The 26,505-nt window shown below is 71.8% G+C and carries 20 protein-coding genes; 12 read left to right on the forward strand and 8 right to left on the reverse strand.

The genetic code is table 11. The features are described 5' to 3' along the window. Positions 1–214: 214 nt before the first annotated feature. Entirely contained in the window at positions 215–1,480 is a 1,266-nt protein-coding gene (locus tag ACZ4FV_RS13320) for an APC family permease (protein WP_465322651.1), read from the forward strand. 37 nt (positions 1,481–1,517) lie between these two features. On the opposite strand, the gene ACZ4FV_RS13325 is transcribed toward ACZ4FV_RS13320, so the two are convergent. Beyond that, positions 1,518–1,862, reverse strand: coding sequence for an Rv3488 family transcriptional regulator (locus ACZ4FV_RS13325; RefSeq protein WP_465322652.1), 345 nt, complete (start codon positions 1,860–1,862; stop codon positions 1,518–1,520). Positions 1,863–2,242: 380 nt separating this feature from the next. Between ACZ4FV_RS13325 and ACZ4FV_RS13330 the strand changes: the two genes are divergently transcribed. From ACZ4FV_RS13330 to ACZ4FV_RS13345, 4 genes are all read left to right on the forward strand, one after another. Then, entirely contained in the window at positions 2,243–2,644 is a 402-nt protein-coding gene (locus tag ACZ4FV_RS13330) for an SSI family serine proteinase inhibitor (RefSeq protein ID WP_395860621.1), read from the forward strand. A 294-nt stretch (positions 2,645–2,938) separates the two neighbouring features. Further along, positions 2,939–3,367, forward strand: coding sequence for a hypothetical protein (locus ACZ4FV_RS13335; protein ID WP_395860619.1), 429 nt, complete (start codon positions 2,939–2,941; stop codon positions 3,365–3,367). Between the two features lie 313 nt (positions 3,368–3,680). Then, positions 3,681–4,688 carry an NAD(P)/FAD-dependent oxidoreductase gene (locus tag ACZ4FV_RS13340; protein ID WP_465322653.1) on the forward strand — a complete coding sequence of 336 codons (1,008 nt, stop codon included), beginning with the start codon at positions 3,681–3,683 and terminating at the stop codon, positions 4,686–4,688. 287 nt (positions 4,689–4,975) lie between these two features. Continuing rightward, the gene (locus ACZ4FV_RS13345) at positions 4,976–6,025 is read left to right on the forward strand and encodes a phosphotransferase enzyme family protein (RefSeq protein WP_395860615.1); all 1,050 of its coding nucleotides are present in this window, start codon (positions 4,976–4,978) and stop codon (positions 6,023–6,025) included. Between the two features lie 99 nt (positions 6,026–6,124). Here the strand turns inward: ACZ4FV_RS13345 and ACZ4FV_RS13350 are convergent, their stop codons facing one another. Next, on the reverse strand, positions 6,125–7,321 hold the full coding sequence (locus tag ACZ4FV_RS13350; RefSeq protein ID WP_465322654.1) for an FAD-dependent oxidoreductase: 1,197 nt from the start codon (positions 7,319–7,321) through the stop codon (positions 6,125–6,127). Positions 7,322–7,380: 59 nt separating this feature from the next. On the opposite strand from ACZ4FV_RS13350, the gene ACZ4FV_RS13355 reads away from it, so the two are divergent. After that, a complete protein-coding gene (locus ACZ4FV_RS13355) occupies positions 7,381–8,079 on the forward strand; it encodes a TetR/AcrR family transcriptional regulator (protein WP_395860611.1) in 699 nt (232 codons plus the stop codon). Positions 8,080–8,112: 33 nt separating this feature from the next. On the opposite strand, the gene ACZ4FV_RS13360 is transcribed toward ACZ4FV_RS13355, so the two are convergent. Beyond that, positions 8,113–8,754: a TetR/AcrR family transcriptional regulator gene (locus tag ACZ4FV_RS13360; protein ID WP_465322655.1), complete on the reverse strand. Its 642-nt coding sequence runs from the start codon at positions 8,752–8,754 to the stop codon at positions 8,113–8,115. A 70-nt stretch (positions 8,755–8,824) separates the two neighbouring features. Here ACZ4FV_RS13360 and ACZ4FV_RS13365 point away from each other — a divergent pair, with 70 nt between their 5' ends. Then, on the forward strand, positions 8,825–9,625 hold the full coding sequence (locus ACZ4FV_RS13365; RefSeq protein WP_395860607.1) for a TauD/TfdA dioxygenase family protein: 801 nt from the start codon (positions 8,825–8,827) through the stop codon (positions 9,623–9,625). Positions 9,626–9,861: 236 nt separating this feature from the next. On the opposite strand, the gene ACZ4FV_RS13370 is transcribed toward ACZ4FV_RS13365, so the two are convergent. From ACZ4FV_RS13370 to ACZ4FV_RS13380, 3 genes are all read right to left on the reverse strand, one after another. After that, entirely contained in the window at positions 9,862–10,110 is a 249-nt protein-coding gene (locus ACZ4FV_RS13370; RefSeq protein ID WP_395860605.1) for a hypothetical protein, read from the reverse strand. Between the two features lie 368 nt (positions 10,111–10,478). After that, the gene (locus ACZ4FV_RS13375; RefSeq protein WP_465322656.1) at positions 10,479–11,501 is read right to left on the reverse strand and encodes a hypothetical protein; all 1,023 of its coding nucleotides are present in this window, start codon (positions 11,499–11,501) and stop codon (positions 10,479–10,481) included. 123 nt (positions 11,502–11,624) lie between these two features. Then, positions 11,625–12,062: a Fur family transcriptional regulator gene (locus ACZ4FV_RS13380; protein WP_395860601.1), complete on the reverse strand. Its 438-nt coding sequence runs from the start codon at positions 12,060–12,062 to the stop codon at positions 11,625–11,627. Positions 12,063–12,641: 579 nt separating this feature from the next. Here ACZ4FV_RS13380 and katG point away from each other — a divergent pair. Then, complete coding sequence (gene katG / locus ACZ4FV_RS13385) at positions 12,642–14,873, forward strand: catalase/peroxidase HPI (RefSeq protein WP_395860599.1); 2,232 nt, start codon at positions 12,642–12,644, stop codon at positions 14,871–14,873. A gap of 98 nt (positions 14,874–14,971) precedes the next feature. Here the strand turns inward: katG and ACZ4FV_RS13390 are convergent, their stop codons facing one another. Then, positions 14,972–16,735 carry an arabinofuranosyltransferase AftB family protein gene (locus ACZ4FV_RS13390; RefSeq protein WP_402233711.1) on the reverse strand — a complete coding sequence of 588 codons (1,764 nt, stop codon included), beginning with the start codon at positions 16,733–16,735 and terminating at the stop codon, positions 14,972–14,974. 1,008 nt (positions 16,736–17,743) lie between these two features. Between ACZ4FV_RS13390 and ACZ4FV_RS13395 the strand changes: the two genes are divergently transcribed. From ACZ4FV_RS13395 to ACZ4FV_RS13410, 4 genes are all read left to right on the forward strand, one after another. Then, positions 17,744–20,446: an immune inhibitor A domain-containing protein gene (locus ACZ4FV_RS13395; protein WP_395860595.1), complete on the forward strand. Its 2,703-nt coding sequence runs from the start codon at positions 17,744–17,746 to the stop codon at positions 20,444–20,446. 147 nt (positions 20,447–20,593) lie between these two features. Further along, positions 20,594–21,544: a LysR family transcriptional regulator gene (locus ACZ4FV_RS13400; RefSeq protein ID WP_402233707.1), complete on the forward strand. Its 951-nt coding sequence runs from the start codon at positions 20,594–20,596 to the stop codon at positions 21,542–21,544. 51 nt (positions 21,545–21,595) lie between these two features. Continuing rightward, positions 21,596–21,892, forward strand: coding sequence for a DUF6506 family protein (locus tag ACZ4FV_RS13405; RefSeq protein WP_395860591.1), 297 nt, complete (start codon positions 21,596–21,598; stop codon positions 21,890–21,892). Between the two features lie 105 nt (positions 21,893–21,997). Continuing rightward, positions 21,998–24,784: a SpoIIE family protein phosphatase gene (locus ACZ4FV_RS13410; protein ID WP_465322657.1), complete on the forward strand. Its 2,787-nt coding sequence runs from the start codon at positions 21,998–22,000 to the stop codon at positions 24,782–24,784. Between the two features lie 81 nt (positions 24,785–24,865). On the opposite strand, the gene ACZ4FV_RS13415 is transcribed toward ACZ4FV_RS13410, so the two are convergent. Next, on the reverse strand, positions 24,866–26,455 hold the full coding sequence (locus tag ACZ4FV_RS13415; protein ID WP_402233704.1) for an amidase: 1,590 nt from the start codon (positions 26,453–26,455) through the stop codon (positions 24,866–24,868). Between the last annotated feature and the right edge of the window lie 50 nt (positions 26,456–26,505).

Consider the following 26,505-nt stretch of genomic DNA (forward strand, 5'->3'; position numbering starts at 1 on the left):
CACAGCACACCGCACCGCACCGCACCGTTTTGTTCGCACGGCAGCGTGTGCCGCGAGTCGCCCGGGTCTCCGGGGGGCTCGTGGCCGCGCTGCCGGCCGCGTTTCGACGTCGCACCGCTGTTCGGGCTTTGTCGGCGGCGCGATGGGTCGGTCCTATATCGTGATCCGATATCGGGGTCCGTAATGGATGTGAAGCGCGGTCGGGGAGCGAGCGATGGGGATGTCGGCGGCGTCTGCCGAGGCGGGGGAGCTGAAGCGCCATCTGGGCGTTTTCGACGCCGTGGTGATCGGGCTCGGGTCGATGATCGGCGCCGGCATCTTCGCGGCGCTCGCGCCGGCCGCGGGCGCGGCGGGCTCGGGTCTGCTGCCGGCTCTGGCGCTGGCCGCGGTGGTGGCCTACTGCAACGCCACCTCCTCGGCCCGGCTGGCGGCCCGCTACCCGCAGTCCGGCGGCACGTACGTGTACGGACGCGAGCGCCTCGGCGACTTCTGGGGCTACCTGGCCGGGTGGGGCTTCGTGGTCGGCAAGACCGCCTCGTGCGCGGCCATGGCGCTGACCGTCGGCTCCTACGCGTGGCCGGGCCAGGCGCACGCGGTCGCCGTGGCCGCGGTGGTGGCGCTGACCGCGGTCAACTATGTCGGGGTACAGAAGGCCGCGTGGCTGACCCGGGGGATCGTCGCGGTCGTGCTCGCGGTGCTCGCCGCCGTGGTCGCCGCCTGCCTCACCGGCGGTACCGGCGACGGCGCGCACCTGCGGATCGGCGCGGACGCCACGTTCGGCGGAGTGCTCCAGGCGGCCGGTCTGCTGTTCTTCGCGTTCGCCGGGTACGCGCGCATCGCCACCCTCGGCGAGGAGGTCCGCGACCCGAAGCGGACCATCCCCCGGGCGATCCCGACCGCGCTGGGCATCACCCTGGTGGTGTACGCGGCCGTCGCCGCGGCAGTGCTCGCGGTGCTGGGACCCGAGCGCCTCGCGCACACCGCCGACCCGCTCGCCGAGGCCGTACGCGCCGCCGGCGTCCCCGAACTCGCGCCGCTGGTGCGCGTCGGGGCGGTCGTCGCGGCGCTCGGCTCGTTGCTGGCGCTGATCCTGGGCGTCTCCCGCACCACGCTGGCGATGGCCCGCGACCGGCATCTGCCGCACGTCCTGGCCGCCGTACATCCGCGATTCGAGGTTCCGCACCGCGCCGAGCTCGCGGTCGGCGCGGTGGTGGCCGTACTGGCCGGCACGACGGACGTGCGCGGCGCGATCGGGTTCTCCTCGTTCGGCGTGCTGGCCTACTACGCGATCGCCAACGCCAGTGCCTGGACGCTCACTCCGACCGAGGGCCGCCCGCCGCGGGCCGTGCCGATCCTCGGCACGGCCGGTTGCCTGGTGCTGGCCTTCTCGCTCCCCGTGGCCTCGGTGGTGTGGGGGGCCGCGGTGCTCGCGGCGGGCGCCGCCGGCTACGGCCTGCGCAGGAGGTTCGCCGGCGCCTGACGGATCGTCGGGTCGTCGTGGGGGAACCGGCCGCCGGCTACCGGCGGGGCCGGTCCGCTTCGGGCAACACCTCGCGGGCCAGTTCCGCCAGCGCCCGGCGGTCCTCGGCCAGCGCGGCCAAGCCCGCGTCGGTCGCCCGATACACGCGGCGGGTGCGGCCCTCGACCACCCGCTGCTCGGAGGTCAGCAGCCCGTCCGCCTCCATGCGGTGCAGCGTCGGGTAGAGCGTGCCCGGGCTGATCCGGTAGCCGTGACCGGCCAGTTCCTCGGCCATCCACGCACCGTGGATCTCGTCCTCGGCCGCGTGGTGGAGGATGTGCAGTCGCACCGCACCTCGTTGGAACTCCCGCACCCGTCGACCACCCCTCCCCGGGTCACCCACCAGGTGACGAATCCGATATCGAACTCCGATACTACGGGCGGTCGGTCACGGTGCGCGTCGGGTCGTTCGCGTCGCCGGCGGCCCGGTTTCGGGAGGGCCGGGTGGGAGTGGCGGCGACTTCGCGCGGGTCGGGGCGCGGTGACGGGCTTCCGGTTGCGCGGGAACGGTGAAACCCGATTACTCGACGTGTGCGATCGACTACGTTGAGGACATGGGTGGATCCGGAGCCACTCCGCAGCGAGTCCGGAGCGAGTCCGGAGCCGCGCGGCTCGGCCGCGACGGTCGAGGCGAGCCGGTCGAATCCGACCCTTCGGTGAGTCGTTCTTGTTCCTTTTCGACCCATGCGCGCGATGCCGCGCGCCCTATCCCGGGAGCAGCCCGTGTTGATCCGCCGTCTTGTCGTCGCCGTCGCCGTTGTCGTCGCGGTGCAATGCCCGATTCCCTCCGCCGTCGCGCGCACGGTGGACCACTTGACCGTGACGGTTGCCGACAACCCCGAGGGGGTGATCACGTACACCCTGGCATGTCACCCCGCGGGCGGCAGCCATCCCGAGTCGCGGGCGGCCTGCGATCGACTGGACGCCACGACCACCGGCGGACGCGACCCGTTCGCGCCGGTCCCCGCCGGCGCGCACTGCACGATGATCTATGGCGGACCCGCCACCGCGCGCATCACCGGCACCTGGGCGGGCCGTTCGATCGACGCCGGCTTCAAGCGTGTCGACGGTTGCGAGATCTCCCGCTGGGACAACCTCGTCCCGGTCCTGCCCCGGGCTCGCTGATCCCCCGCAGGCGCGCCCCCGGTTGATCCCCCGCGCCTGTCCCAGGCATGCGATGCCCGAACGAACTCCGTGACCGCGTACGAGTGGTGCGCGCAGGCGACGCCCGCGCGGCGGGCGTCAGGGCTTCGGGGAATGCGGCATTAGTGGCAATGTCACCGCCCGTTCGGCGCGCTCCGGGCGCGCCGGCGGCCGGGGCGTGGTGGAGTCGACGGCGAGCCGGGTCGTGGGCGCGAGGACGAACGCGCCCACGATTCGGACGAAGCGTCGGCGTGACAGGCCCGGACAGGAGCGGTGATGACTCCCGACATCCACATCGAGGACCAGGAGGACCGGGGCAGGCGGTGTCCGTTGGGCGCGTGCTCGTCGCACGCGTGCGGTGGACCCACCGACGAGAGCGGCGTGCCGATGCTCGGCCGGGTGCCCGGGATCGCCGAGGTCGACGACAGCCCGCCCGGGTGCGGCGTGCATCTGGGGGAGGCCTTGGTGACGCGGGACCCGGAGTTGTGGGTCGGCCTGGTGTTCGAGACGCCCACCGGTGACACCGATCCGGACCGTGAGGCGCGGGCGGCGGTGACGGAATTCGCCGAACACGTCGCCTTGGACGTCCTGGATCAGCGCGCCGAGGCGGTCGAGGACCCGGACGAGGTGGTGTTGCGGCCGGTGGACGCGGACGAACTCGCGCGGGCCGTGGAGTACGCCCTGGCCGCGGTCGGCGTCGCGTAGGACGCGTCGCCGGCATGGCGGGCGGGTCCGGGTCGGACCGGGCCTGCCGGCGCTCCACTCCGGAGCGTCGTGGGCCCGGTCCTCGCCCTGGTTCACCGGCCGCTTCCCCGCATCCGGTGGGCACGCCCGCCCAACGAGCCGGCGACCGCGCGGTGACGGGTGGAGGTGGCTCGCGGCCGTGCCCGTTCGTACCCGCGCGTGACCACGACCGGCCGGAAGCGCATGCCCGCGCCCGATGTGCCGTTGCCGAATCGGCAACGAAGTTTGCTGATACGTGGGTCGCGGGCGCACGCTCGGGGTGGAGGTGATCGCCTTGAGCGATACGACGAACGATGTGCGCGCCACCTGGACCGGCGACGACGATGTGTACGACGTGGTGATCGTGGGTGCGGGTGCGGCGGGGCTGAGTGCGGCCCTCGTGCTGGGTCGGTCCCGTCGCCGGGTCGCGGTGGTCGGCGCGGGCGAGCCGCGCAACGCTCCCGCGGCGCACATGCACGGATTCCTGTCCCGGGACGGCATGGCGCCGGGCGAGTTGTTGGCGGTGGGTCGGGCCGAGGTCGCCGGCTACGGGGTGGACCTGTTCGAGAACCGGGTGGATCGCATCGACCCCGGTTTCGTGGTCGGGCTGGACGGCGGCGTGGTGTTGAGGACCCGCCGGGTGGTGGTGGCCACCGGGCTGCGGGACGAGCTCCCCGATCTCCCCGGCGTACGGGAACGCTGGGGCAGGGACGTGCTGTTCTGCCCGTACTGCCACGGGTACGAGGTACGTGACGCGCCCATCGGTGTGCTGGGTACCCATCCCGGGGCGGTGCAGCACGCGCTGCTGATCCGGCAGTGGTCGCACGATGTCGTCCTCTTCACGCACACCCTGGACCTCGGCGCGCCGGAGCGCGAACGGCTGGCCGCGCGCGGCGTCACCGTCGCCGATGGTGTGATCAAGCGCCTGGTGGTGGCGGAGGACCGGGTGTGCGGCGTCGAGTCGGTCGACGGCCGGGTCTTCCCCCGCCGCGCGGTCTTCGTGGTCCCGCGGATGGTGCCGCACGACACGCTGCTCACCGAACTGGGCTGCGCACGGGACGAGAACGGCCGGGTGAGCACGGACGACGCGGGCCGGACCAGTGTGTTCGGAGTGTGGGCGGTCGGCAACGTCTCCGACCCGAAGGCGCTTGTGATCACCGCCGCGGGGCAGGGCGCCGCAGCCGCGTTCGCCCTCAATCTCGACCTGGTCGCCGAGGACGTCGAGCGCGCCATGGCGGACCACACCCCCGCCGAGCACGGAGACCACTCACATCCGGCTCCCCAGCCCGCCCTGTCCGACTGAACATCGGGCGACGGCGCCGGCGCCGGCGGAGTCCGCGACACCGGCGTCTCGGGGGAAGGGGCCTTCGCGGGGCGGTGGTGGCGGGGTCGAAAGACCGGCAAGGGCAATGTTCCTTCCGGAGCGGCGACCGGGTGCCGGGCAGGAGCCGACGCGCCGGAGGGGGCTCGGACGCCGCGGGCATGGGGGAGCAGGGCGAGCGCCGACCGTGAACCGCGTCGTCGGGTCGGTGGCGTCCGTCGCCGAGGGCGGCGCGGGCCGCGGTATGCCGGGCGTGATCCAATATGGCGGTGACGACGCACGATGGCACACCCGGACGTTTCGAGGATGTCGTGGCGGATCGGCTCGTGCGGGGGTACGGCCTCGATGTGGCCGTCGTGGAGCGTGTCCCGTTCGGAGCGGAGACCGACAACTTCTCGGTCCGACTGTCGGACGGCGTTCGGGTCTTCGCCAAGGTCTACCGGGACGGCGACGACCTCGATCGGCACGCGGTGCGCCTGGAATCCACGCACTTCGCCCGTACTCAGGGCGTACCCACTCCGGCCATCGTCCCCGACCGCGCCGGACGCACGCTCTCCCGAGAGCCCGGACCCGCCCTGTCCGTCTGGGAGTTCGTCGCCGCGACGACGTCCACGCGACCCTGGTCCCCGCGGCTCGCCGAGGACCTCGGTCTGACGCTGGGGCGCCTGCATCGCGCCTTCGCCCGGCACCCCGGGGCCTCCCGACTCGTCCCGGTCCGACCACTGTGGTGGGACCGGGACCCCGCACGCGCGCTCGACACCGCGGACGCGCTGCTGCGCCGTATCGGCGAGCCCCACACGGAGGCCGACGCCGCGCGACGCGACCAGGTCGCGGTACGCCGCGCGGACCTGGCGGCGCACGCCCCCGGGTTGACCGCGGGACTGCCCCCGGTGTCGATGCAGCCGGTGCACTACGACTTCACCCGTCCGAACGTGCTCGTCGGCCCCGACGACACGGTCGCCGCCGTCATCGACCTGCACGACTGCATCGCCCCACCGGCGTGGGAACTGGGCCGGATCGCGTTCGACCCGCTCACCGTGGCCACCACCGACGACTGGCCCGGCACGGCGCTGACCCTGGTCGCCGCCTACCGCTCGGAGAATCCCGACCTGCCCGCCGACCAGGTCCTCGCGTGCGCGCGGATGGCCCTGCTCCAGGCCATGCAGTCGTTCTACGGCGTCCGGGAGCACTACGAACGACCCGATCCCGTGCACCAGACGGACCTCGACGGCTACTGGCACCGCCGCTGGCAGATGACCCGCCGCCTCCTCGACACCCTGCCCGACATCGAGACCGCCCTCCGGACATCCGTGCGCTGAACGCGACCGTCGTGCACGGCGTGTTCGTCGTGTCCGGCGGCACCACACCGGCGTCGTCGGCGGCGGACACGCTCCATCGGGCGATTTGAACGGCGCGGGTCAGGCGGTGGGTTGGGGGAGGTTGCCGCAGTCGTGGGTGTAGAGCCAGGAGGTGGCTCGGCCGTGGAAGAGGGGGAACGCCACCGGCATCACCAGGTCGCGGATGCGTCGGGCGAGCGGGCCGGCGGTCTTGGCGTCGCGGTTGGCGGAGGCCGACTTGACCATCTTGGCGACGCGGTGCGAGCGGGCGGCGTCGTATGCCGAGAGCGCGGCGGCCGGCGAGGGGTGCGCGGCCAGGGACTGGGCCAGGACCAGAGCGTCCTCCAGGGCCATCGACGCGCCCTGGCCCGCCCCGACGGGGTGTGCGGCGTCGCCGAGCAGTGCGATGCGGTCGTTGTGGCGCAGCGGGATCGCGTCGAGCCGGTGCATCAGGGTGGGACGGTGCAGTTCGGCGGTCGCGGCGAGGATCGCGGTCGGGACGCGTTCGTGCCGGTAGAGCCCGGCCAGGCGGCCCAGCCACTCCTCGTCGGTGAGTGCGAGTTCGGGCGCGGTGGGGCAGGAGACCTGCGCCGCCCACCAGACGCGGCCGTCGGGGGCGGTGAGGTGGATGAAGGCGCCGTTGCGGGCGAATGTCATGTTGAAGGCGCCGGGTTCGAGGTCGATGCCGCGAGTGGTGCCCGGGGTGACGTCGCGGGGGATGCCATCGGCGATGCCCGAGATGCTGTAGAGGCCGGCGTACTCGGGGGTGGGCGCGCGCGGGTCGAGCAGCGAGCGGGTGGTCGACCGGAGGCCGTCCGCACCGACAAGCAGTGACGCCTGCGCCGTACGGCCGCCGGCGAAGACCGCCCGTACGCCGCGCTCGCCGGCGACCGCGTCCACCAGGCACTCGCCGGTGACGACGGTCGCCCCGGCGGCCACGGCCTCCGCGCGCAGCGCCTCGACCAGCGCGCCGCGCATCAGGGTCACGCTGTGCAGGTCGTCGTCGGCGAGCCGACCGCGCGGGACGTCGCCCAGCAGCTTGCCCGAACTCGACCACATGCGCTGGCGTGGCACGGCGAAGCCGGCTCGCTGCACCTGCTCCAGTACGCCGAGGGAGCGCAACACCCGCAGGCCGTTGCCCGCCAGGCTCAGGAACGAGCCCACCCGGCCCGCCGGTTCGGCGTACGCCTCGTACACGGTGACGTCCAGTCCCAGCCGGCGCAGGGCTATCGCGCTCGCGGCCCCGGCCACCCCGCCGCCGATCACGATCACGTTCATGCCAACTCCTTGAATTCGGATTCAGTGAATCTCAATTCATCGAACTGGGGTTCACTATGATGACGGGCAGGCCAGACGTCAAGCCCGGGAAGGAGCGCCAGTCGATGGGCGTGCGCAAGGAGAAGGCGGCCGAGACCGAGGCGGCGCTGAAGGACGCGGCACGGCGGCTGTTCGCCGAGCGCGGCTATCTCGACACGAAGATCACCGACATCACGCGTGAGGCCGGACGCGCCACCGGTTCCTTCTACGCCCACTTCGCGGACAAGAACGCCCTGCTCCAGGCCCTGATGCGGGACCTGAACACGCAGGCCGACACCGAGATCGGCGTGGCGGACCATCCGGCCGATCACGATCTGACCGACCCCGAGCAGTTGCGTGAGCATCTGGCCGTCACCTGGCGGGTGATCCGCGACCATCTGCCGGTGGTGGTGGCTCTGATGCAGACGAGCTTCGCCGGCCCGCCCGGCGAGGGTCGCGCGTGGGCGAGCCTGGCCCAGGAGACCGGCATCCTGCGCGAGCACCTGGAATGGCTCCGCGGGCGCGGTCATCGGCTCCCGGGCGACCCGGAGGTGGTGGCCGCGGCCATGGGCGCGATGGTCTCGATGCTCGGGTTCGCGGTGATCACCGCGGGCGAGGACGGACCGCGGGCCGGCGACGGGGAGATCGTCGACACCCTCACCGCACTGCTCCTGCACGGCCTGGCGGGACCCGCGTCCGACGCGAGTCGACCCGCCGCCGATCGTCCCGGACTCCGGTGACCGGGTGGGCGCGCGGGTCGCGGCGCGCGTGGTTCAGGAGCCGGGAGCGGCGGCGCGGGTCAGTACGCCGATCGCGGCGGACTCGAGATCCGCCAGCGATTCGTCGAGTGGGAGCGGGAGTTCGCCGGCTTCCGCGAGGCCGCGTTCGGCGTCGGCGAGCGCGGCGGTGACCAGGAGTTGCATCAGGCGCAGGCGGGCGGCGTGGTGTGCGGCCGGCACGCCGGGGGCGCTTGCCGCCAGGCCGGCCGTCAGGCGCGCGACGACCTCGCGGATGCCGCCGGTGACATCGGCGCCCAGGGGCGGGGTGAGCGGGGTGCCCTCCAGCGTGAAGCGGTGCACGAACCGCGCGTAGTGGCTGTCCCGGGAGTCGGCGCGCAAGCGCTCGGCGAGGGGTCGCAGATAGATGTCCACGAGGGCGTCGAGGTCGTCGCGCCGGTCCTCGGGCAGGTTCGCGAGCAGTTCGAGGCGGCGGTCGTTGAGCGGGGCCAGGCGATCCTCGTACAGCGCCCGCACCAGTGCGTCGCGGCTGCCGAAGTGATATTGGACCGCGGAGTTGTTGCGCTGGCCGGCCGCCGCGCCGATCTCGCGCAGCGAGACGGCGGCGACGCCGCGCTCGGCGAACAGGCGCTCGGCCGCGTCCAGGATGCGCGCTCGGGTCTCGGTCTTGACATCCACGCGAGCAGTGTAAGACATTGCGTCTCAACCGATTAAGTCAGAGTGTCTCACGATCATGGCAGGTGTGCCCGTGTTCGACATACGCCCCCTCACCCCCACCATCGGCGCCGAGGTCCATGGCCTGGACCTGCGCCGCGATCTCGACGAGTCGTGCCACGTCGCGCTGGCGGACGCGCTCCACGAGCACCAGGTGCTGTTCTTTCGCGATCAGCGGATCACCGCCCACCGGCAGCGCGATGTCGCGGCCGGATTCGGCACCCTGCAACACTTCCCGTTCGGCGAACCCGCCGCGCCCGACCTGCCCGAGGTGATGGTGCTCGCCACCGGCGGCGAGGGGCCCAAGATCTCCAACGCCGACATCTGGCACAGCGACGCCACCTTCCTGGCCCGGCCTCCGCTGGGCACGATGCTGCGCGCGGTGTCGCTGCCGCCGAGCGGGGGCGACACGCTGTGGGCGGACATGGAGAGCGCGTACCTGTCGCTGTCCGCGCCGATGCGCGCGATGCTCGACGGGCTGACCGCCGAACACGACTTCGCCAAGTCCCGGTCGCATCGCGGCGGCGACAAGGACGCGCTTCCGCCGGTCGTGCACCCGGTCGTGCGCACCCACCCGGTCACCGGCCGGCGCTGTCTCTACCTGAACCGCATCTTCACCACCCGGATCCTCGAACTCGAGGAAAGGGAGAACGAGTTGCTGCTGCCTTTCCTGTTCGACCAGGCGACCCGGCCGGAGCATCAGGTCCGGTTCACCTGGCGGTCGGGCGACATCGCGCTCTGGGACAACCGCAGTACGCAGCACTACGCCACCTACGACTATCAAGGGCCGCGGGTCATGCACCGCATCGTCATCGAGGGCGACGAACCCCGCTGAGCCGCGCACACCGCCGAGTCACGCCGAGTCGCGAGGTGCGCCGAGCCCCGAGCCCCGAGCCGCGAAGCCCGCCGGCCGTGAGCCGCGACCTGGTGCCGGACAGCCGACGGCGCCGCCCCGGATGGGAGGGCGGCGCCGTCGGCGGTGCGGTGAAGGCGGTCAGGACAGGACGAGTTGGGTCACCGACGGACCCGGCAGGGTGATCGACAGGCGGCCGTCGACGATCTGTCGGGGCGTCAGCGGAGTCGGCTTGGCGTAACTGGTGGGCGAACCGTGAGGTACGAGTGGTAGCCATATCCGGTCACGTCCGCGCTGAACGTGTCGGCCGGCACCGGTCGTTGGACGGCGGCCAGGTCGACGGACACGTTGTCGTCGGCGGCCTGCGCGGTCCCGGTGGACAGCGTGCCGGCGGTCAGGGCGAGTACCGCCCCCGCGGCGATGGCTATCGGAATCCTGCGGCGTCGCTTGTCGCGGTGGATCGACACGGAGCATCCTTCGGCGGTCGGAACCGGGCATCGATGTCGCCGGACGCGGGCCGGTGGTCCGCCTTTTGGGCCCGGCCGGAGCCTCGCGCCGACGTCGCCCAATCTATGGCGGATCCCGGTTCCGCAGATGTTCACGCGGGCCGCGCGCGAGCACTCGGGGCCGCCAATCGCTGGGCCTCGACGGCCGATTCGGCCGGCCCGGTCGTGCGCGGCGGCGCCGATCGTGAAGTACGAGCCATTTCGGCCCCGTTCGCGCAGACGGGCGCCGGGATCGACCTCGGCCCGCGAGCGTCGCCCCGCCCGAATCGGCCGGCACGGTTGCGCGCCGAGTCACGCTCCGGCACCGACCCCGACCGGCGAGGCCCGTTTCATTCGCCGCGGCCCGCACGGTTTCGTTCGAGGTCGCGAAGCCGGGCCCGGGCGGTGTTCGCGGCGGACTTCTCGGTGCGTGCCAGTTCGTCGGCGTCCTCGTGCGCGCGTCGTGCGTCCCGGGCCTGTCGATCGAGCCGGCCGACCGTGTCCCGCGCCTCGGCGAGGCGGCGTTCGAGGTCCTCGGCGTCGGCGAGTGCCTCCCGATGCCGGTCGCGGGCGGCGTCGGCCCGCTGTTCGAGCACCCGCGCGGCTTCGCGGGCTTCCCCGGCCGCGGTGTCGGCGGCCTCCAGATCGGCGCGGGCGCGGGTGAGTCGGGCCTCGTGACGCTCGCGTTCCGCGGCGCGGCGCGTGGCCTCGCGGGCGCCGGCGGTGTCGTCGTCCTTCTCGTGCCGGGCCCGTCCATTGCCGCTCGCGCGTGCGGGAGTGCTCGTGCTCTTTGTACTCGTGCTCTTCGTACTCGTGCTCTTCCGTGCGGGTGTGGCCCCGGGCGGCGTGGACGTGGCGAGCGGGCCGAAGTCCCCGGTGGGCTCCAGCGCGCCGGCGAGCGTGCCGGCCGCCAGTGCCCGGGCCGCGGCGGGGTCGGCGAGCGCGGCGGCGAGGGTGTCCTGGAGTGCACGGCGGGTCGAATCGGCGACGGCGGGATGTCCGCGCGTGGCGGCCAGGGCCTGCGCCTGCCGCTGGAGGGCGTCGATCACCTGATGGCGTCGACGGGAGAGTTCGCGCAACTCGGGGCCCTGGAGGTGCTCCTGGGCCTGCCGCATGGCCGCGCCGAGTTCGAGGAACGCCTCGATCTCCGCGCGCTGTTCGCGGACGAGCAGATTCGCCAACCAGGCGGCCTGCACGGGACGCCGCAGCTTGCCGATCCGGTCGGCGACGGCACGGTTCCCGGCCTTGCGGGCCCGGGCGGCGTACGCGTCACGCGCGGCGGTGAACTCGTCGGGCGAGAGCCCGTACAGCTCCCGGGCCACCGCGTCCTCGTCGACGGCTTCGGGCTCGGCGTCGGACCGCTTCGTACTCACGGCGTCCCTATTGCCGTTTCCGGTGCCCGTTCATCCCTGCCGGATCCCCGATGGCCGATCCGGGCAGCGGCTCGGGCGGTCGTGGTGGACCGCCCCGGGTCGAGAAGGAACGCCGGTCGGTACCTACGCGCCGGAGTCCGCGCCGGTCCTCCCGGCGCACGACGGGCACAGTCCGCGGTAGGTGACCTCGACCTGGGACACCGTGAAGCCGAATCGCTGGTCCGCCGGCAGATCGGCCAGCGGGCTGCCGGTGGGGTGGACGTCGCGGACGGTTCCGCAGGAGGAGCACACCAGGTGCTGGTGCGGGTGATGCGCGTTGGGGTCGTAGCGCTTGGCCCGGCCGTCGGTGGAGACCTCGATGACCTCACCGAGGGAGACCAACTCGCCCAGGGCGTTGTAGACGGTCGCCCGGGAGATCTCGGGCAGCCGCTGCGCCGCGCGGGCGTGCACTTCGTCGGCGGTGAGATGCACGTGGTCGCCGTCGAGGACCTCCGCAACGACACGCCGCTGGGAGGTCAACCGCCAGCCGCGCTCTCTCAGTCGCTCCAGCAGGTCGCTCATATGGGTTCACCTATTCGGTTCGGTGGGGTAGCCCGAAGTTTACCGGTGGACGTACGGACGTCCGGATTCCGGTTGGGTATGGGTCTGGCGTACATCTTGACTTGGACTCTGTCCATCGTAGGATCGGTTCCGGCGGTAGCCAAGGGGTAGGAAGACTCCAGGACAAGGGGTACGAAACCGTATGACGGCAGGAGACACGGACATGACGGGACCACTGCCGAGCAGCCGCGCGGTGCCGGCCTGCGGGTGAGGATCGATCATGTCGCGCTGCTCCGGACCGTCGGGGATGGTGACCGCCTCGATATCGGGGCGGGCGAGCGTCGTCACGATGCGTGACGGAAGTCCGTATCCGCCTTCATCGCGTCGTCCGCGCCGAGGCTTCCTGCCGGGCCTGCCAGATCCGGCGGCCCTGCCGGCCCCGCCCGACCCGTTCGACCGCGCCCCACGAGCACGGGTCCCGGTCGACGGAGTGGACGGGGCGAGATCGACCGTCGCGAGACTTGTACCCCGACCGCTCCACCGCCCACCCCCGCCCACAGCTCCTGAGCACCGCGATCAGCCTGGTCCGGAAGGGATCCCATGTCTGAGAACCATGATGCAATCGTCGTAGACGCGAAGACGGAGGGCGGAGGTGGTTGCCCGGTCGCGCACGAGCGGGCCCCGCACCCGACGCAGGGTGGCGGAAACCGCCAGTGGTGGCCGGAGCGGCTCAACCTGAAGATCCTCGCCAAGAACCCGGCCGTGGCCAACCCGTTCGGCGAGGAGTTCGACTACGCCGCGGCGTTCAACAGCCTCGACCTCGCCGCCGTGAAGCAGGACATCGCGCAGGTGCTCACGACCTCGCAGGACTGGTGGCCGGCCGACTTCGGCAACTACGGCCCGCTGATGATCCGGATGGCGTGGCACAGCGCCGGCACCTACCGGATCAGCGACGGCCGCGGCGGTGCCGGGGCCGGTCAGCAGCGCTTCGCGCCGCTCAACAGTTGGCCGGACAACGCGAGCCTGGACAAGGCCCGCCGACTGCTGTGGCCGGTCAAGCAGAAGTACGGCCGGAGCCTGTCGTGGGCCGACCTGATGGTCCTCACCGGCAACGTCGCCCTGGAGTCGATGGGCTTCGAGACCTTCGGCTTCGGCGGTGGTCGGGTCGACGTGTGGGAGCCCGACGAGGACGTCTACTGGGGCCCGGAGACCACCTGGCTCGGCGACGAGCGATACACCGGTGACCGGGACCTGGAGAACCCCCTCGGCGCGGTGCAGATGGGCCTGATCTACGTCAACCCCGAGGGTCCGAACGGCACCCCGGACCCGCTGGCCGCGGCCCGCGACATCCGTGAGACGTTCCGCCGGATGGCGATGAACGACGAGGAGACGGTCGCCCTGATCGCGGGCGGTCACACCTTCGGCAAGACCCACGGCGCGGGTCCGGCGGACAGCGTCGGCCCCGACCCCGAGGCGTCGCCGCTGGAGCAGCAGGGCCTCGGTTGGAAGAGCAGCTTCGGTACCGGCGCGGGTGGCGACGCGATCACCAGCGGCCTCGAGGGCATCTGGACCAACACCCCCACGACGTGGGACAACAGCTTCTTCGAGATCCTGTTCGGCCACGAGTGGGAGCTGTTCAAGAGCCCGGCCGGCGCGCACCAGTGGCGGCCGAAGGACGGCGGCGGCGCCGGCACCGTCCCCGACGCGCACGACCCGTCCAAGAGCCACGCGCCGACCATGCTGACGACCGACCTCTCGCTCCGGATCGACCCGGCGTACGAGCAGATCTCGCGGCGCTTCCTGGAGAACCCCGCCGAGTTCGCGGACGCCTTCGCGCGGGCGTGGTTCAAGCTGACGCACCGCGACATGGGTCCGGTCGTGCGCTACCTCGGTCCCGAGGTCCCCAGCGAGACGCTGCTGTGGCAGGACCCGCTTCCGGCGGTCACGCACGAGCTCGTCGACGCCCAGGACATCGCGTCGCTCAAGAGCCGGGTCCTCGAGTCGGGCCTGTCGGTGTCCCAGCTCGTGTCCGCGGCGTGGGCGTCCGCCTCGTCCTTCCGCGGCAGTGACAAGCGGGGCGGCGCCAATGGTGCGCGGGTGCGCCTCCAGCCGCAGATCGGGTGGGAGGCCAACGACCCGGACGAGCTGGCCACGGTGCTGCGCGCGCTGGAAGGCATCCAGGAGGCGTTCAACGCCGATCGCACCGACGGCAAGCGGATCTCGCTCGCCGACCTGATCGTGCTCGCCGGTGCCGCGGCCGTCGAGCGGGCCGCCAAGGACGCCGGGTTCGACGTCGAGGTGCCCTTCACGGCGGGCCGGGTGGACGCGGCGCAGGAGCAGACCGACGTGGAGTCGTTCAGCGCGCTGGAGCCCACCGCCGACGGCTTCCGCAACTACCTCGGCAAGGGCAACCGGCTGCCGGCCGAGTACCTGCTGATCGACCGGGCGAACCTGCTCACCCTGAGCGCCCCCGAGACGACGGTCCTCGTCGGTGGCCTGCGCGTGCTGGGCGCGAACCACCAGCAGTCGTCGGTGGGCGTGTTCACCGCGACTCCCGGTTCGTTGACCAACGACTTCTTCGTCAACCTGCTCGACCTGGGCACGACGTGGAAGGCGACATCCGAGGACGCGAGCACGTTCGAGGGTCGCGACGCGACCACGGGCGAGCTCAAGTGGACCGGCAGCCGGGTCGACCTCCTGTTCGGGTCGAACTCCGAGTTGCGCGCGCTGGCCGAGGTCTACGCGAGCGACGACGCGAAGGAGAAGTTCGTCCACGACTTCGTCGCGGCGTGGGTCAAGGTGTCGAACCTGGACCGGTTCGACATCGCGTGATCAGCACGTCCGGGTCGGCCCGTGTGGGCCGACCCGGACGTGTCGGCTTCGGCTTGGAGCAACGAGCGGGTTCCGCTCGGCGGATCGCCCGGACCGGGTCAGGGGGTGTTGCGCCCGCAGAACTTCCTCTCGGCCTCGAACGGATCGGCCGGGATGGTGAGGTGGGTGCGTCGCCAGGAGCCCTTCAGGTTGTCCAGGAAACGGCCCGCGGTCATCGGCGCGCGCGTGGACGCGGCGAGTTCGGCGAGTTCGCCGCAGCCCAGTGCGTGCCGCGCGGCCGTGACCTGTGCGGAGGTGACCGGCTCCGGCCGGGCGAAGTTGCCGGCGGGATTCACCGGCGCCGCCGGGTCCGCGTACGCCGCCAGGAGCCACGCGTTGCTCAGCGGTTTCGAATGCCCGGGCTTGGTCACCGGAAGCTCGAACCGCGCCCCGATCGGATTCACCAGGCCCCAGTAGTCCACCAGCCGCACGTCCGCGGGTGACAAGGCGCCGGCGGTGCCGAGGTAGACACCGATGACCGCGACCCGCGCCGGGATGTCCTCGCGCAGCGGCACCGTGATGATGTCGCCTTCCAGGCGCGGCCCGTAGTAGATCAACGACCGTCGGCCGGAAGCGAGTTCGGCCTCCACGGCGGCCTTGGTCAGCGGGTGGGTGCGCAGGAAGTCGCGGGCCGAGGCGGGGTGCGACGAGCCGGTGAAGCTCGCGTAGTAGGCGCGCTCGTCGCCGACCATCGACGTGGGCGAGGGGCTGTAGCGCAGGAGGATCCCGCTGATCGGCGACCATACGGCCAGAGCGAGGGCGGGCGCCGCCAGGGCCCTGGACAGCGGCAGTACGGCGACCGGCAGGAGCAGCAGGAACAGGATCGGTACGAGCATGCGCGCGTGCATGTAGTCGCCGCCCACCTTGACCACGTAGCCGAACAGGATCGCGGCGGCGGCCGGTGGCGCCAGGACGACGATCGTGTCGCCGCGTCGCTCGTGGAGGCCGCGCAGCGCGTACCCGGCGCCGATCACGATCGCCGACAGCGGGGCCCACAGCAGGTAGGGACCGGTGAAGTCGGTGACGTATGCCCAGCCGCGCTCCCACAACGACCCGTCGGCGCCCTTGGTGAGCGCCGGCATCGGGAAGACGATGCCGTAGTAGCCCATCCGGAAGATCTGGTAGGCCGTCGGTAGGGCGGCCGCGACGCCCGCGAGGGCGAACGTCCCGCGGATCGTGGGTCGTCGGATGAACCACAGCGCGAGCAGGAACACGACGGTGACGGCCGCCGCCTCCGGGCGGACCAGTGGGCCGAGGCCGATGATTGCCGCCGTGGCGAGCGCGCGGCGACGGGATCCGCCGGCGCGCAGCCGTACCAGCAGCCACCACGAGCCGGCCGTCCAGCACATGTTCAGACCGGTCTCCAGGCCGGACGTCGCGTACTCCCACATCGGCCGCAGACCGAGCGGGACCAGGATCCCGAACGGGACCAGCAGGCTCTCGGCGCGGCCGGCCCCGGTGTGCAGCCGCCGCGCGCCGTCCACGGCGAACAGCACGGCGGCGCAGGTCAGGAACAGCCCGAGCATCCACGACAGGGCCGTGGTATCGCCGCGGCGCAGGACGAAGCCGAACAGCGCGAGCAGCCACTGCCACAACGTGCTCGTCGAGGCCTCGGCGCGCTCGCCGGGGCTGGAGACGGGACCGTTGCCGGCCAGGATCTCGCGGACCACGCGGGTGAAGATCAGCGCGTCGTCGCACACCCAGCGTGCGTGATAGCCGAGGACGCCGATCGCCAGCGCCGTGACCGGGGCGAGGGCGCGGTTCCAGCGCGGCCGAATCCCGGGCGCCTCGGCGGCGGGCGTCTCGGGTTCGTGCCGCGCCACGCCTTCGGGTCCGCGCGCTCCTCTCGGGTTTCGGCTCCCTTCGGGTCTCGCGGTGGACGCGGGCTCGGTATCGGCGACTGGGGTCATTCGGGCTCACCTGTAAATCTCGGGTCGGGTCGCGGGAACGGCGTTGCCTGGTCCGGGGCATGGCGAAATGGCGGCTCGGCCGCCGACGCCGGATGAGGTGCATGGGGAGTGTGACGGCATGCCGGCAGAGCCCTTGGCTCGGCGGCGGGCGCGCGTTTGTGGGTGGGGCCGGGTTGTCCCGGGAGGCGCGACGCCTGCGCGACGCGGCCTCGCTTGGAAAACGCGATGAACCCGGCGGGCCGTTACACCCGCGCCGGCAACGCACCCCGACAACATCCGAACGACCGGATCGAGAACCGCCCGTACGCGGCGCACGGGACGGGTACGGATCTCACGGCCGCGATGTCGGACGACGCACCCAAGGTGCCCTCAAGCGACGAGCCGGGGGATGAGGAATGGGCTTCTTCGACGGGGCTCGAATCCCATGGGGCGCGGGTTTTCGGGTGTCGGCATCCCGAGCCACGATGCCCGCCGGGCCGCCCGCGCGGGACCTACGAAAGATGTGTGTTCGGGTGCGAAGGATGGGTGCGGGAGATACGAAAGTCGACTGCCCGTCGGGGTCAACCGGAACCGATCAAGCCAAGTCCCTATCCCTACTCGACCCGCCCCGCCGGGCGTTTAGTAAAGAGATCGTAAAGAAACCTTGGTGTCCCCTGTCTCTGCCGTCACTAGCGCCTCTAGTGTCCGGGACGCCCGGCCCCAACTCCCGCCGCCGCCGTGACCCGACGGTCGACGGGAGGCAGGCGTCGGGTTCTGCCGAATCAGCTCGACGTCGTGGGCGCGTACGGCACCACAGCACCCTGATCGGCGTCGCTTCGCGTCCGGGATCACCTTCCGGGCGGAAGGGGGACCATCTTGAGTCGAGCGATACCCGGACGCGGTGGCACACCACCGCGAGCCATCCGGCGTTTGCGTGGCCCGGTGACGTTATTGTCCGTCTCGCTCCTCGCGGTCACGGGACTGACCGCAGCGCCGGGCATCACGTCGTCCGCGGCGGCCGCACGTGTGGACAACACCAAGGCTGTGTGGAATCCCGGTCCCGAGGACCAGTACTTCAATCCCGTCGAGGCCGAGGACGGCCAGGGCGGCGGGATCGACGCCGAGCAGGGCGGTGCCGACAAGGCCCGCAAGGCCAAGGAAGGACCCGGCCGCAAGGAGCGCGAGGGCAACCCACGCGCGGCAGCGCAACTGCGCCTGCTGGAGGCCGAGTCCCAGCGCACGGGCAAGAGCCCGGAGCAACTCAGAGCCGAGAAGGCCGGCTTGGCACCGGGCTCGAAGCAGGATGCCAAGCTGCTGACGGTTCTCGTCGAGTTCAACGAGAACGCCAACGACGACTTCTCCGGGTTCAACCGCCGGGCGAGTGTCACCGACCCCTCCTGTGTGCTCGAACCTCCGGGCACGATCAAGAACGGGCCGCTGCACAACAAGATCCCCGACCCGGCGCTCACCGGGCGGGACAACAACTCGCAGTGGGTCAAGGACTTCAGCCCGGAGCACTTCAACAAGATGCTCTACACCAAGCAGGGCATCACCGATCGTATGCGGTTGGACCTGACCGGTCCCGACGGCAAGCCCGGCATCGACATCTCCGGCTACACGATGAAGAACATGTACGAGGAGATGTCGGGCGGCAAGTACACCGTGTCCGGTACCGCCACCCCGTGGATCAAGGTCGCGCACTCCGAGGCGTGGTACGGCGCCGGCCGCTGCGGGCAGCGTGAGCAGGACATGGGCGGGCACCCGGACAACCCCGCGGGCGCGAACCGGTTGGCGATCGACGCGGTGGACGAACTCGCGCGCAGCCAGCCGAACTTCCCGTGGGCCGACTACGACAAGGAGGACACCGGAGACGCGGACGGCGACGGGAACCTCCTCGAACCGGACGGCGTGGTCGACCACTTGGTCCTCGTGCACTCGGGCAAGGACAAGTCCACCGGCGGCGGCGCCGAGGGCACGTACGCCATCTGGGCGCACTCCAGCGCCGTGGCGGGCGGATACACGGTTCCGGGCACGCAACTGAAGGTCGCCAACTACATCGTGCAGCCGGAGGACTCCGGCGTGGGCGTGTTCGCCCACGAGTACGGCCACGACCTCGGTCTGCCGGACCTGTACGACAACTTCAGCGGTGGTCAGTCGGACGTCAACTTCTGGGACCTGATGGCCAACGGATCGCACTCCGGGCCGCTGTTCCAGTCGATGCCCGCGCACATGAGCGCGTGGTCCAAGTACTCGCTGGGCTGGCTGACACCCGAGGTCCTGAAGGTGGGCGACAAGCCCGCGCTGGTCACGCTCGGACAGGCGGCCCAGACACCCAAGGGCACCAAACAGGCGGTCCGGGTCAATCTCCCGGACAAGGTGATCAGGTTCAGCACGCCGCACAGTGGTCAGAAGGCGTGGTACTCGAACAACGACCAGGACTGGGCGGACGTCAAGCTGGTTCGCGACGTCGCGGTCCCGGCGGGCTCCGACGTGAAGTTCCGCTGGTGGACCGACTATGTCCTGGAGGAGGACTGGGACTTCGGCTTCGTCGAGGTGTCCACCGACGGCGGCACCACCTGGACGCAGCTCCAGGTGCGTGACGAGGCCGGCACGCTCGTGTCGACCCCGCCGGACTACCCGGACCCCAACGGCAACCTCCGAGCCTTCGGCAAGAGCACCGGGTTGACCGGCGACAGCCACGGCTGGCGCCACGACCAGGTGGACCTGACGCCGTACGCGGGGCGGAACATCAAGCTGCGCATCGGCGTCGACACGGACGCGGCGACGCAGGAGAAGGGTTGGGTCGCCGACGACTTCTCGCTCACCAACGGCACCACCACCGTGTGGTCCGACGATGTCGAGCAGGGTGCCAACGGCTGGACTCCGCAAGGTGGTTCGTCCGGCGGCGGCACCAGGGGCGCGGGCTGGATCGTCACCGACGGCACGTTCAGCCGCGAGCAGTACTACCTGCTCGAGTGGCGCAACATGTCCGGCTTCGACCAGGGCCTGAAGTACACCTACACGTTCGGTGAGAACGGCAAGCGCGAGAAGCTCGCGTACAACGCGCCGGGCCTGCTGGTGTGGCTGCGGGACAGCTCGTACGAGAACAACGGCGTGCTGTTCAACATCGACAAGGCCCCGTCGTGGGGCGCCAAGGGCGAGTTGCTCCTGGTCGACGCGCACCCGGAGCCCTACCGCTTCCCGGACGCGCCGTCGAACCAGGCGGCCAACCTGGAACCCCGAGTGCAGTCGGCCAACGCGGCGTTCAGTTTCAAGGACACGCCCGGATTCCGGGCCTGCCGCACGGCCGGCGACCACTGCGCGCAATTCGCCAAGACGGAACCGGTGCGGTTCTTCTCCGACACGCTCGGCTACGCGCCGGGCGCGGAGGCCAACGGCACCGGCTTCGCGCCCAAGGACCGCAACGGTTCGACCGTGGTTCCGGCGCGGGCTCCGTACTCGACCAAGGTCACCAAGACGGACGGCTCGCCGGACTTCGCCAACTACGGCAAGCCGTTCTTCTCCTCGGTGCTCGGCTCCGGCAACCCCGGGTGGGAGAAGGCATACGGCGTGACCGTGTTCCCGGTCCTCCCGTTGTCCGGTGACAAGGGCGCCGTCGTCTGGATCGCACCCGCCCGCAAGTAGCCACAAGTCCGCACGTGTGCGACATCGGCCCCCACGACGCGCTTCCGGTCGTGGGGGCCGACCCATCGGGGGCGATCCGCGCACGGCCCGGGGGCGCGGACGGGGCGGCCCGGGTGCGACCGGCTGCGCGGGGATAACATCCGCCGGATGGAGTTGCGTCAGTTGCGGTACTTTCTCGCGGTCCACGAGGAGCGGCACCTCACCCGGGCCGCGTACGCGCTGGGCATCCGGCCGACGTCGTTGAGCCAGCAGATCATCGCTCTCGAGCGCGTGCTCGGGGCGCCGCTGTTCGTGCGTACCCCGGGCGGCATGACGCCGACCGAGGCGGCCGACCGACTGGTGGCGGACGCGCGGGCCGCGGTGGAGGCGGCACGGCGGGCGAAGGAGTCGGTACACGGGCGGCGCGTGATGCGCGCCGCACTCACGCCGGGGGCGCCGCCCTGGGTCGCGCCCGCGTTGTGGCGGGCGGCCGGGGAGTCCGCGCCCGAGATCGCCGACCGACAGACGGGCGAACAACTGGTGCGGCTGCGCGCCGGCTCGTTGGACGTGGGGGTAGTGGTACTGCCGGAGGACCTGCACGACCTCGCGTGCGTGGAGGTCGGCGACGCGGAGTTGGGAGTCCTGGTCGCCGGCGGGCATCGCCTCGCGCGGCGGAGCACGGTGGACTGGGCCGACCTGTCCGGGAGCGCGCTGTTGTGGTTCGCGCGGTCGTCGGCGCCCGGCTACCACGACGCGACGCGTGCGGCCTGGACGCGTGCGGGGTGGCAGCCGAGAGTGATCCGCGAAGGTCCACCGCGGCGCGCGTTGTTCACCGCCGAGCTGGCCGGCGGCGACGACATGGTGGCACTGCGGCCCGCGTGGGACGCGCACGACGCAGACGGCCTGGTGTGGCTGCCGTTCGCGACGGACGCGCCGCGCATCCGGCACGCGCTGGTCTGGAACGCCGACGATTCGTACGCGGCGCGGTATGCCGCGACCGCCGCCGACCTGGTGCGTGAGGCGCGACCTCAGGCCCGTGCGGGTGCGCCTCGTGGACGGCGGGCGGTCGAAGGCGGTGTGCTGGGATCGACCGGGCCCGCCGCGTCGAGGATCCGATAGGTCGACGACGCCGGGGGCCGACAGCGAGGAGTCGAACAGGAGGCGTCCGCCATGGCGCTGACGGCATGGGGATTCATCTACACCGCTTCGGGCGCCGATCCCGACCGCGAGACCGTCGTCGTGACACCCGACTGCCGTTCCGTGTTCGTCGGTGTGGACCGGCCCGAGCAGGCGATCCGGGTGGCTCGGCGCCTGGTCGCGGAAGGTGCCCAACTGATCGAGCTGTGCGGAGGATTCGGGCCGGTGTGGGCCGCCAGGGTGATCGAGGCCGTCGAAGGCGCGGTCCCGGTGGGGGCGGTGGCGTACGGCGCGGAGGCGGTGGACCAGGTGCACGCGATCTTCGCGTGAGGCGCCGACTGGGCGCGTTCGCCTCGCGGCGCGCCGCGCGTGGTGGTCTCGTCCCATGGGTCCCACGAGTGGTCCCGAGACGCCCCAGTGGGTACAACGGTAGACATGGCCGATGATTCCGGCCGATTTCGGGGTGCATCGGTTCAGTCACCGTCCGGCAGGCGCCGGCGAAGCGTTGCCGGGCAGGTGTTCGTCCTGCAAGTCGCCGTGGTGTTTCTGCTCGTCGCCGGCGCCGTGCTCGCGCTGGTGGTGCAGTCCCGACACGACAGCGACCGCGAGGCCCGCAACCGGGCGGTCGCCGTCGCGCAGACGTTCGCCCACTCGCCCGGGGTGATCGCCGCGTTGCGTTCACCCGACCCGTCCGCGGTGCTGCAACCGCTGACCGAGGCGGGGCGGATGGCCGCCGGTGTGGACTTCATCGTGGTGACCGACACCCAGGGGATCCGCTACACGCACCCCAGGCCGGAACTGATCGGTCTGCCCGTCGTCGCCAACATCGAGCCCGCGCTGGCCGGGCACATGCTCGTGGAGAGCGTGAACGGCCCGCTCGGCCGCGAGGTGCAGGCGGTGGTCCCGGTCACCGCCCCCGACGGCACGGTCGAGGGTGTGGTCATCGCCGGGCTGCGGGTCAAGAACGTGACCGGCGTGGTCGACCGGCAACTGCCGATCATCCTGGCCACCGGTGCCGCCGCGCTCGCCCTGGCCACCGGCGGGACCGCACTGGTGACCCGGCGGCTGCGGCGCCAGACACGGGGCCTGGGCCCGGCCGAGATGACCCGCATGTACGAACACCACCACTCGGTACTCCACGCGGTTCGCGAGGGCGTGCTCATCGTCGGCGCCGACACCCGGCTGGTGCTGGCGAACGACGAGGCCAGACGACTGCTCGACCTCCCGCCCGACGCCGAGGGCCGGCGGATCGCCGACCTGCCCGGCCTCGAACCGGGCACGGCCGCGCTGCTGATCTCCGGTCGTGTGGTCTCGGACGAGGTCCATCCCGCCGGGGATCGATTGCTGGCGGTCAACCAGCGGCCCACGGATCGTCACGGCGGTCCGCGCGGGACGGTCGCGACCCTGCGCGACACGACCGAGTTGATGACGCTCTCCGGCAGGGCCGAGGTGGCGGGCAGGCGGCTGAAACTGCTGTACGACGCCGGGGTGGCGATCGGCACCACCCTGAACATGGTGCGCACCGCCGAGGAACTCGCCGACGTCGCGGTCCCGCGTTTCGCCGACTTCGTCACCGTCGACCTGGCCGCCCCGGTCCTGGACGGAGGGGAGCCGACCGGTAGCGGCGCCAACATGCGCCGCAGCGCCGTCGCCGGCATCCGCGACGATCACCCCCTGTACCCGCTCGGCACCCTGATCGACTTCGTCCCCTCGACCCCGCAGGCCCGCGGACTCGACAGCGGCCGGTCGGAGATCGTGGCCGATCTCGCGACCGCGGACGACTGGCACGCCCAGGACCGGGAGCGCGCGGGAGCGATCGTCGAATACGGGATCCACTCCCTGATCACGGTCCCGGTCCAGGCGCGCGGCTCGGTGCTGGGCGTGGCCAACTTCTGGCGGAGGGAAAAGCCCGAGCCGTTCGACCGGGAGGACCTGTTCCTCGCCGAGGAACTGGTCGCGCGCGCCGCGGTCAGCATCGACAACGCACGCCGCTACGCCCGCGAACACACTCTGGCGACGGCGCTGCAACGCAGTCTGCTGCCGCGTGCCCTGCCCGCGCAGAGCGCGCTGGAGGTGGCCCACCGCTATCTGCCCGCGCAGTCCGGGGTGAGCGGCGACTGGTTCGACGTGATCCCGCTCTCCGGTGCCCGGGTGGCCCTGGTCGTCGGTGACGTCGTCGGCCACGGGCTGCACGCCGCGGCCACCATGGGCCGGCTGCGTACCGCGGTGCACAACTTCTCCACGCTCGACCTGCCGCCCGACGAACTCCTCAGCCACCTGGACGACCTGGTCGGCCGGATCGACCAGGACGAGGCGGACCCGGACGTCGGGGCCGGCATCATCGGCGCCACCTGCCTGTACGCGATCTACGACCCGGTGTCGCGGCGCTGCGCGATGGCCCGGGCCGGGCATCCGTTGCCCGCGCTGGTGCACCCGGACGGCATCGTGGAGTTCCCCGACCTGCCCGCCGGGCCGCCGCTGGGACTGGGCGGCATGCCGTTCGAGACCATCGAGATGGAGGTTGCCGAGGGCAGTTCGCTCGTCCTGTACACGGACGGGTTGATCGAGGACCGCACCCGCGACCTGGACGTCGGGATGGGGCTGCTGCGCCAGGCCCTGGCCCACCCCGGCCGCACCCCGGAGCAGAGCTGCGCGGCGGTCCTGGACGCGCTGCTCCCCGAACACCCCAAGGACGACATCGCCCTGCTCGTCGCCCGCACCCGCACCCTGGACGGCGCCCGGGTGGCCGAATGGGAGGTGCCGTCGGATCCCGCCGCGGTGGCCGGGATGCGCGAGGTGGTCTCCGCGAAACTGGAGGAGTGGGGGCTGGGCGATCAGCTCTTCGGCACCGAGTTGATCCTCAGCGAGCTGATCACCAACGCCATCCGCTACGGGTCCGAGCCGATCCGGGTACGGCTGTTGCGCGACCGGAGCCTGATCTGCGAGGTGGCCGACGGCAGCAGCACCGCCCCTCACCTGCGGTACGCGGCCACCATGGACGAGGGCGGCCGGGGTCTGTTCCTGGTCGCCCAGATCGCCGCGCGCTGGGGTACGCGGTACATCCCAGAGGGCAAGATCATCTGGGCGGAACAGCCCCTGCCCGACCCCGCCGAAGCACACGCCGCCCCGGCGCCCGCGGATACCGATCCCGCGGACACCAATCCCACGGACACCGATCCCGCGGACTTCGGGACGGCCCCGGCGAACGAACGGACTTCGTGATGACGCGGCGACCCGCCACCGGGAGGTGTGCCCGCTCGGGAAACACCTCGCGGTGGCGGACTTCCCGCGGGCGACCGCCGGTCAGGTGCCGGGTTCCACGGTCGGGAGGTAGCGCGGCGCCCGCCAGGCGTCGAGTCGGTGTTCGACCGCCGCCCCCAGGGACAGCAGCTCGCCGTCGCGGTGGTCGCCGGACATCAGCAGCAGACCCACGGGCAACCGGTTCACCAGGCCGGCCGGCACCGACAACGACGGGTACCCGGCCACGGCCGCGGGGGTGGAGGACGGGATCACGTCGTTGTCGCCGCGCGCACAGTCGGTCGTCCAGGCGGGCGGGTTCGTCGGGGAGGCGATCGCGTCCAGGCGATGGGCGGCCATGGTCTCGTCGATGGACCTACGCGAGAGATCCTTCAACTCGGCGCGTGCGGCCCGGTATTGCGGGTCGGTGGTGGGCGGCGCGAGCAGGGCCTGCTCGAACAACTCCTGACCCGCGAAGCAGGTCTGCTCCGCCGGGTGGGTGCGGTTGAACTCGATCAGTTCGGCGAGGTCGCGCGGTCCCCGGCGGGTGGCGAGGTAGGCGTCGATGTCGCGGTGGAACTCGCTCAACAGTGCGGGAAACTCCAGTTCGGCGAGTCGCTCCTGGTAGGGGAGTCGCACCTCGACGACCTCGGCGCCCGCCTTGCGCAGGCTGTCGGCCGTACGCGTCATCAGGGCGTCGACCTCCGGCCCGAGCGAGGGCAGCCGCCACAGTCCGATGCGCTTGCCGCGCAGCGCGCCGGGGCGTGTCGACGCCCGCGCGACATCGAGGGAGGCGGTGAGCTCCGGGGCGCCGCCGCTGATCACGGCGAGGGTGAGCGCGGCATCGGTGACGTTGCGCGCCATCGGTCCCGCGGTGTCCTGCTCGGCGGAGATGGGCACCACGCCGGCCTGGCTGACCAGTCCCAGGCTGGGCTTGTGGCCGACGACACCGTTCGCCCCGGCCGGACACACGATCGAGCCGTCCGTCTCGGTCCCGATCGCCACCTGCGCCAAGGACGCGGCGAGCGCGGCTCCGGAACCGGACGATGAACCACACGGGTTGCGGTCCAACACATACGGATTCCTGGTCTGACCGCCCACCGCCGACCAGCCCGAAGTGGGCTTGGCCGCACGGAAGTTGGCCCATTCGGACAGGTTCGTCTTGCCCAGGATGACCGCGCCCGCGTCGCGCAGGCGGGTGACCAGGGCGGCGTCGGCGTCCGGCGGGCTCCCGGCCAGTGCCAGTGACCCGCCCGTCGTGGGCAGGTCACGGGTGTTGACGTTGTCCTTGAGCAGGACGGGAATGCCGTCGAGCGGGCCGCGGGTCTCACCGCGTCGATGCCGGGCGTCGCTGGCCGCCGCCTGGCGCAGGGCGGTCGGATCGGTGCGCAATACCGCGTGGATTTTCGGGTCGACGGTCTCGATCCGCCACAGATAGGCGCCGGTCAGTGCCGACGAGGTCAACGAACCGCGCGCCATGCGCGCCTGTAACTCGGGGATCGTCACCGTGTCCAGATCGACGCCCAGCCTCGGCGGCGAGCCCGCGGCGGCCGGCGAACCGCCGGCGTCGGCGGCCTCCGCGGGTGAACTCGGCGCGGTCACAAGGCATCCCGCGACGAGGGCGGCGATCAGCGTGGCAACGCTTCTCTTTGTCATGGGAGTCATCGCACTACACGGCGGCATCCGGCACAAGGTCACCGGGACGC

The organism is Embleya sp. NPDC025285 (assembly GCF_055558835.1).

What these genes read in the sequence shown, in the direction of transcription:
- ACZ4FV_RS13320 (WP_465322651.1), top strand. Translation starts at nt 215, where the DNA reads ATGGGGATGTCGGCGGCGTCTGCCGAGGCGGGGGAGCTGAAGCGCCAT.
- ACZ4FV_RS13335 (WP_395860619.1), top strand. Translation starts at nt 2,939, where the DNA reads ATGACTCCCGACATCCACATCGAGGACCAGGAGGACCGGGGCAGGCGG.
- ACZ4FV_RS13350 (WP_465322654.1), bottom strand. Translation starts at nt 7,321, where the DNA reads ATGAACGTGATCGTGATCGGCGGCGGGGTGGCCGGGGCCGCGAGCGCG.
- ACZ4FV_RS13355 (WP_395860611.1), top strand. Translation starts at nt 7,381, where the DNA reads ATGACGGGCAGGCCAGACGTCAAGCCCGGGAAGGAGCGCCAGTCGATG.
- ACZ4FV_RS13380 (WP_395860601.1), bottom strand. Translation starts at nt 12,062, where the DNA reads ATGAGCGACCTGCTGGAGCGACTGAGAGAGCGCGGCTGGCGGTTGACC.
- katG (WP_395860599.1), top strand. Translation starts at nt 12,642, where the DNA reads ATGTCTGAGAACCATGATGCAATCGTCGTAGACGCGAAGACGGAGGGC.
- ACZ4FV_RS13400 (WP_402233707.1), top strand. Translation starts at nt 20,594, where the DNA reads ATGGAGTTGCGTCAGTTGCGGTACTTTCTCGCGGTCCACGAGGAGCGG.
- ACZ4FV_RS13405 (WP_395860591.1), top strand. Translation starts at nt 21,596, where the DNA reads ATGGCGCTGACGGCATGGGGATTCATCTACACCGCTTCGGGCGCCGAT.
- ACZ4FV_RS13410 (WP_465322657.1), top strand. Translation starts at nt 21,998, where the DNA reads ATGGCCGATGATTCCGGCCGATTTCGGGGTGCATCGGTTCAGTCACCG.
- ACZ4FV_RS13415 (WP_402233704.1), bottom strand. Translation starts at nt 26,455, where the DNA reads ATGACAAAGAGAAGCGTTGCCACGCTGATCGCCGCCCTCGTCGCGGGA.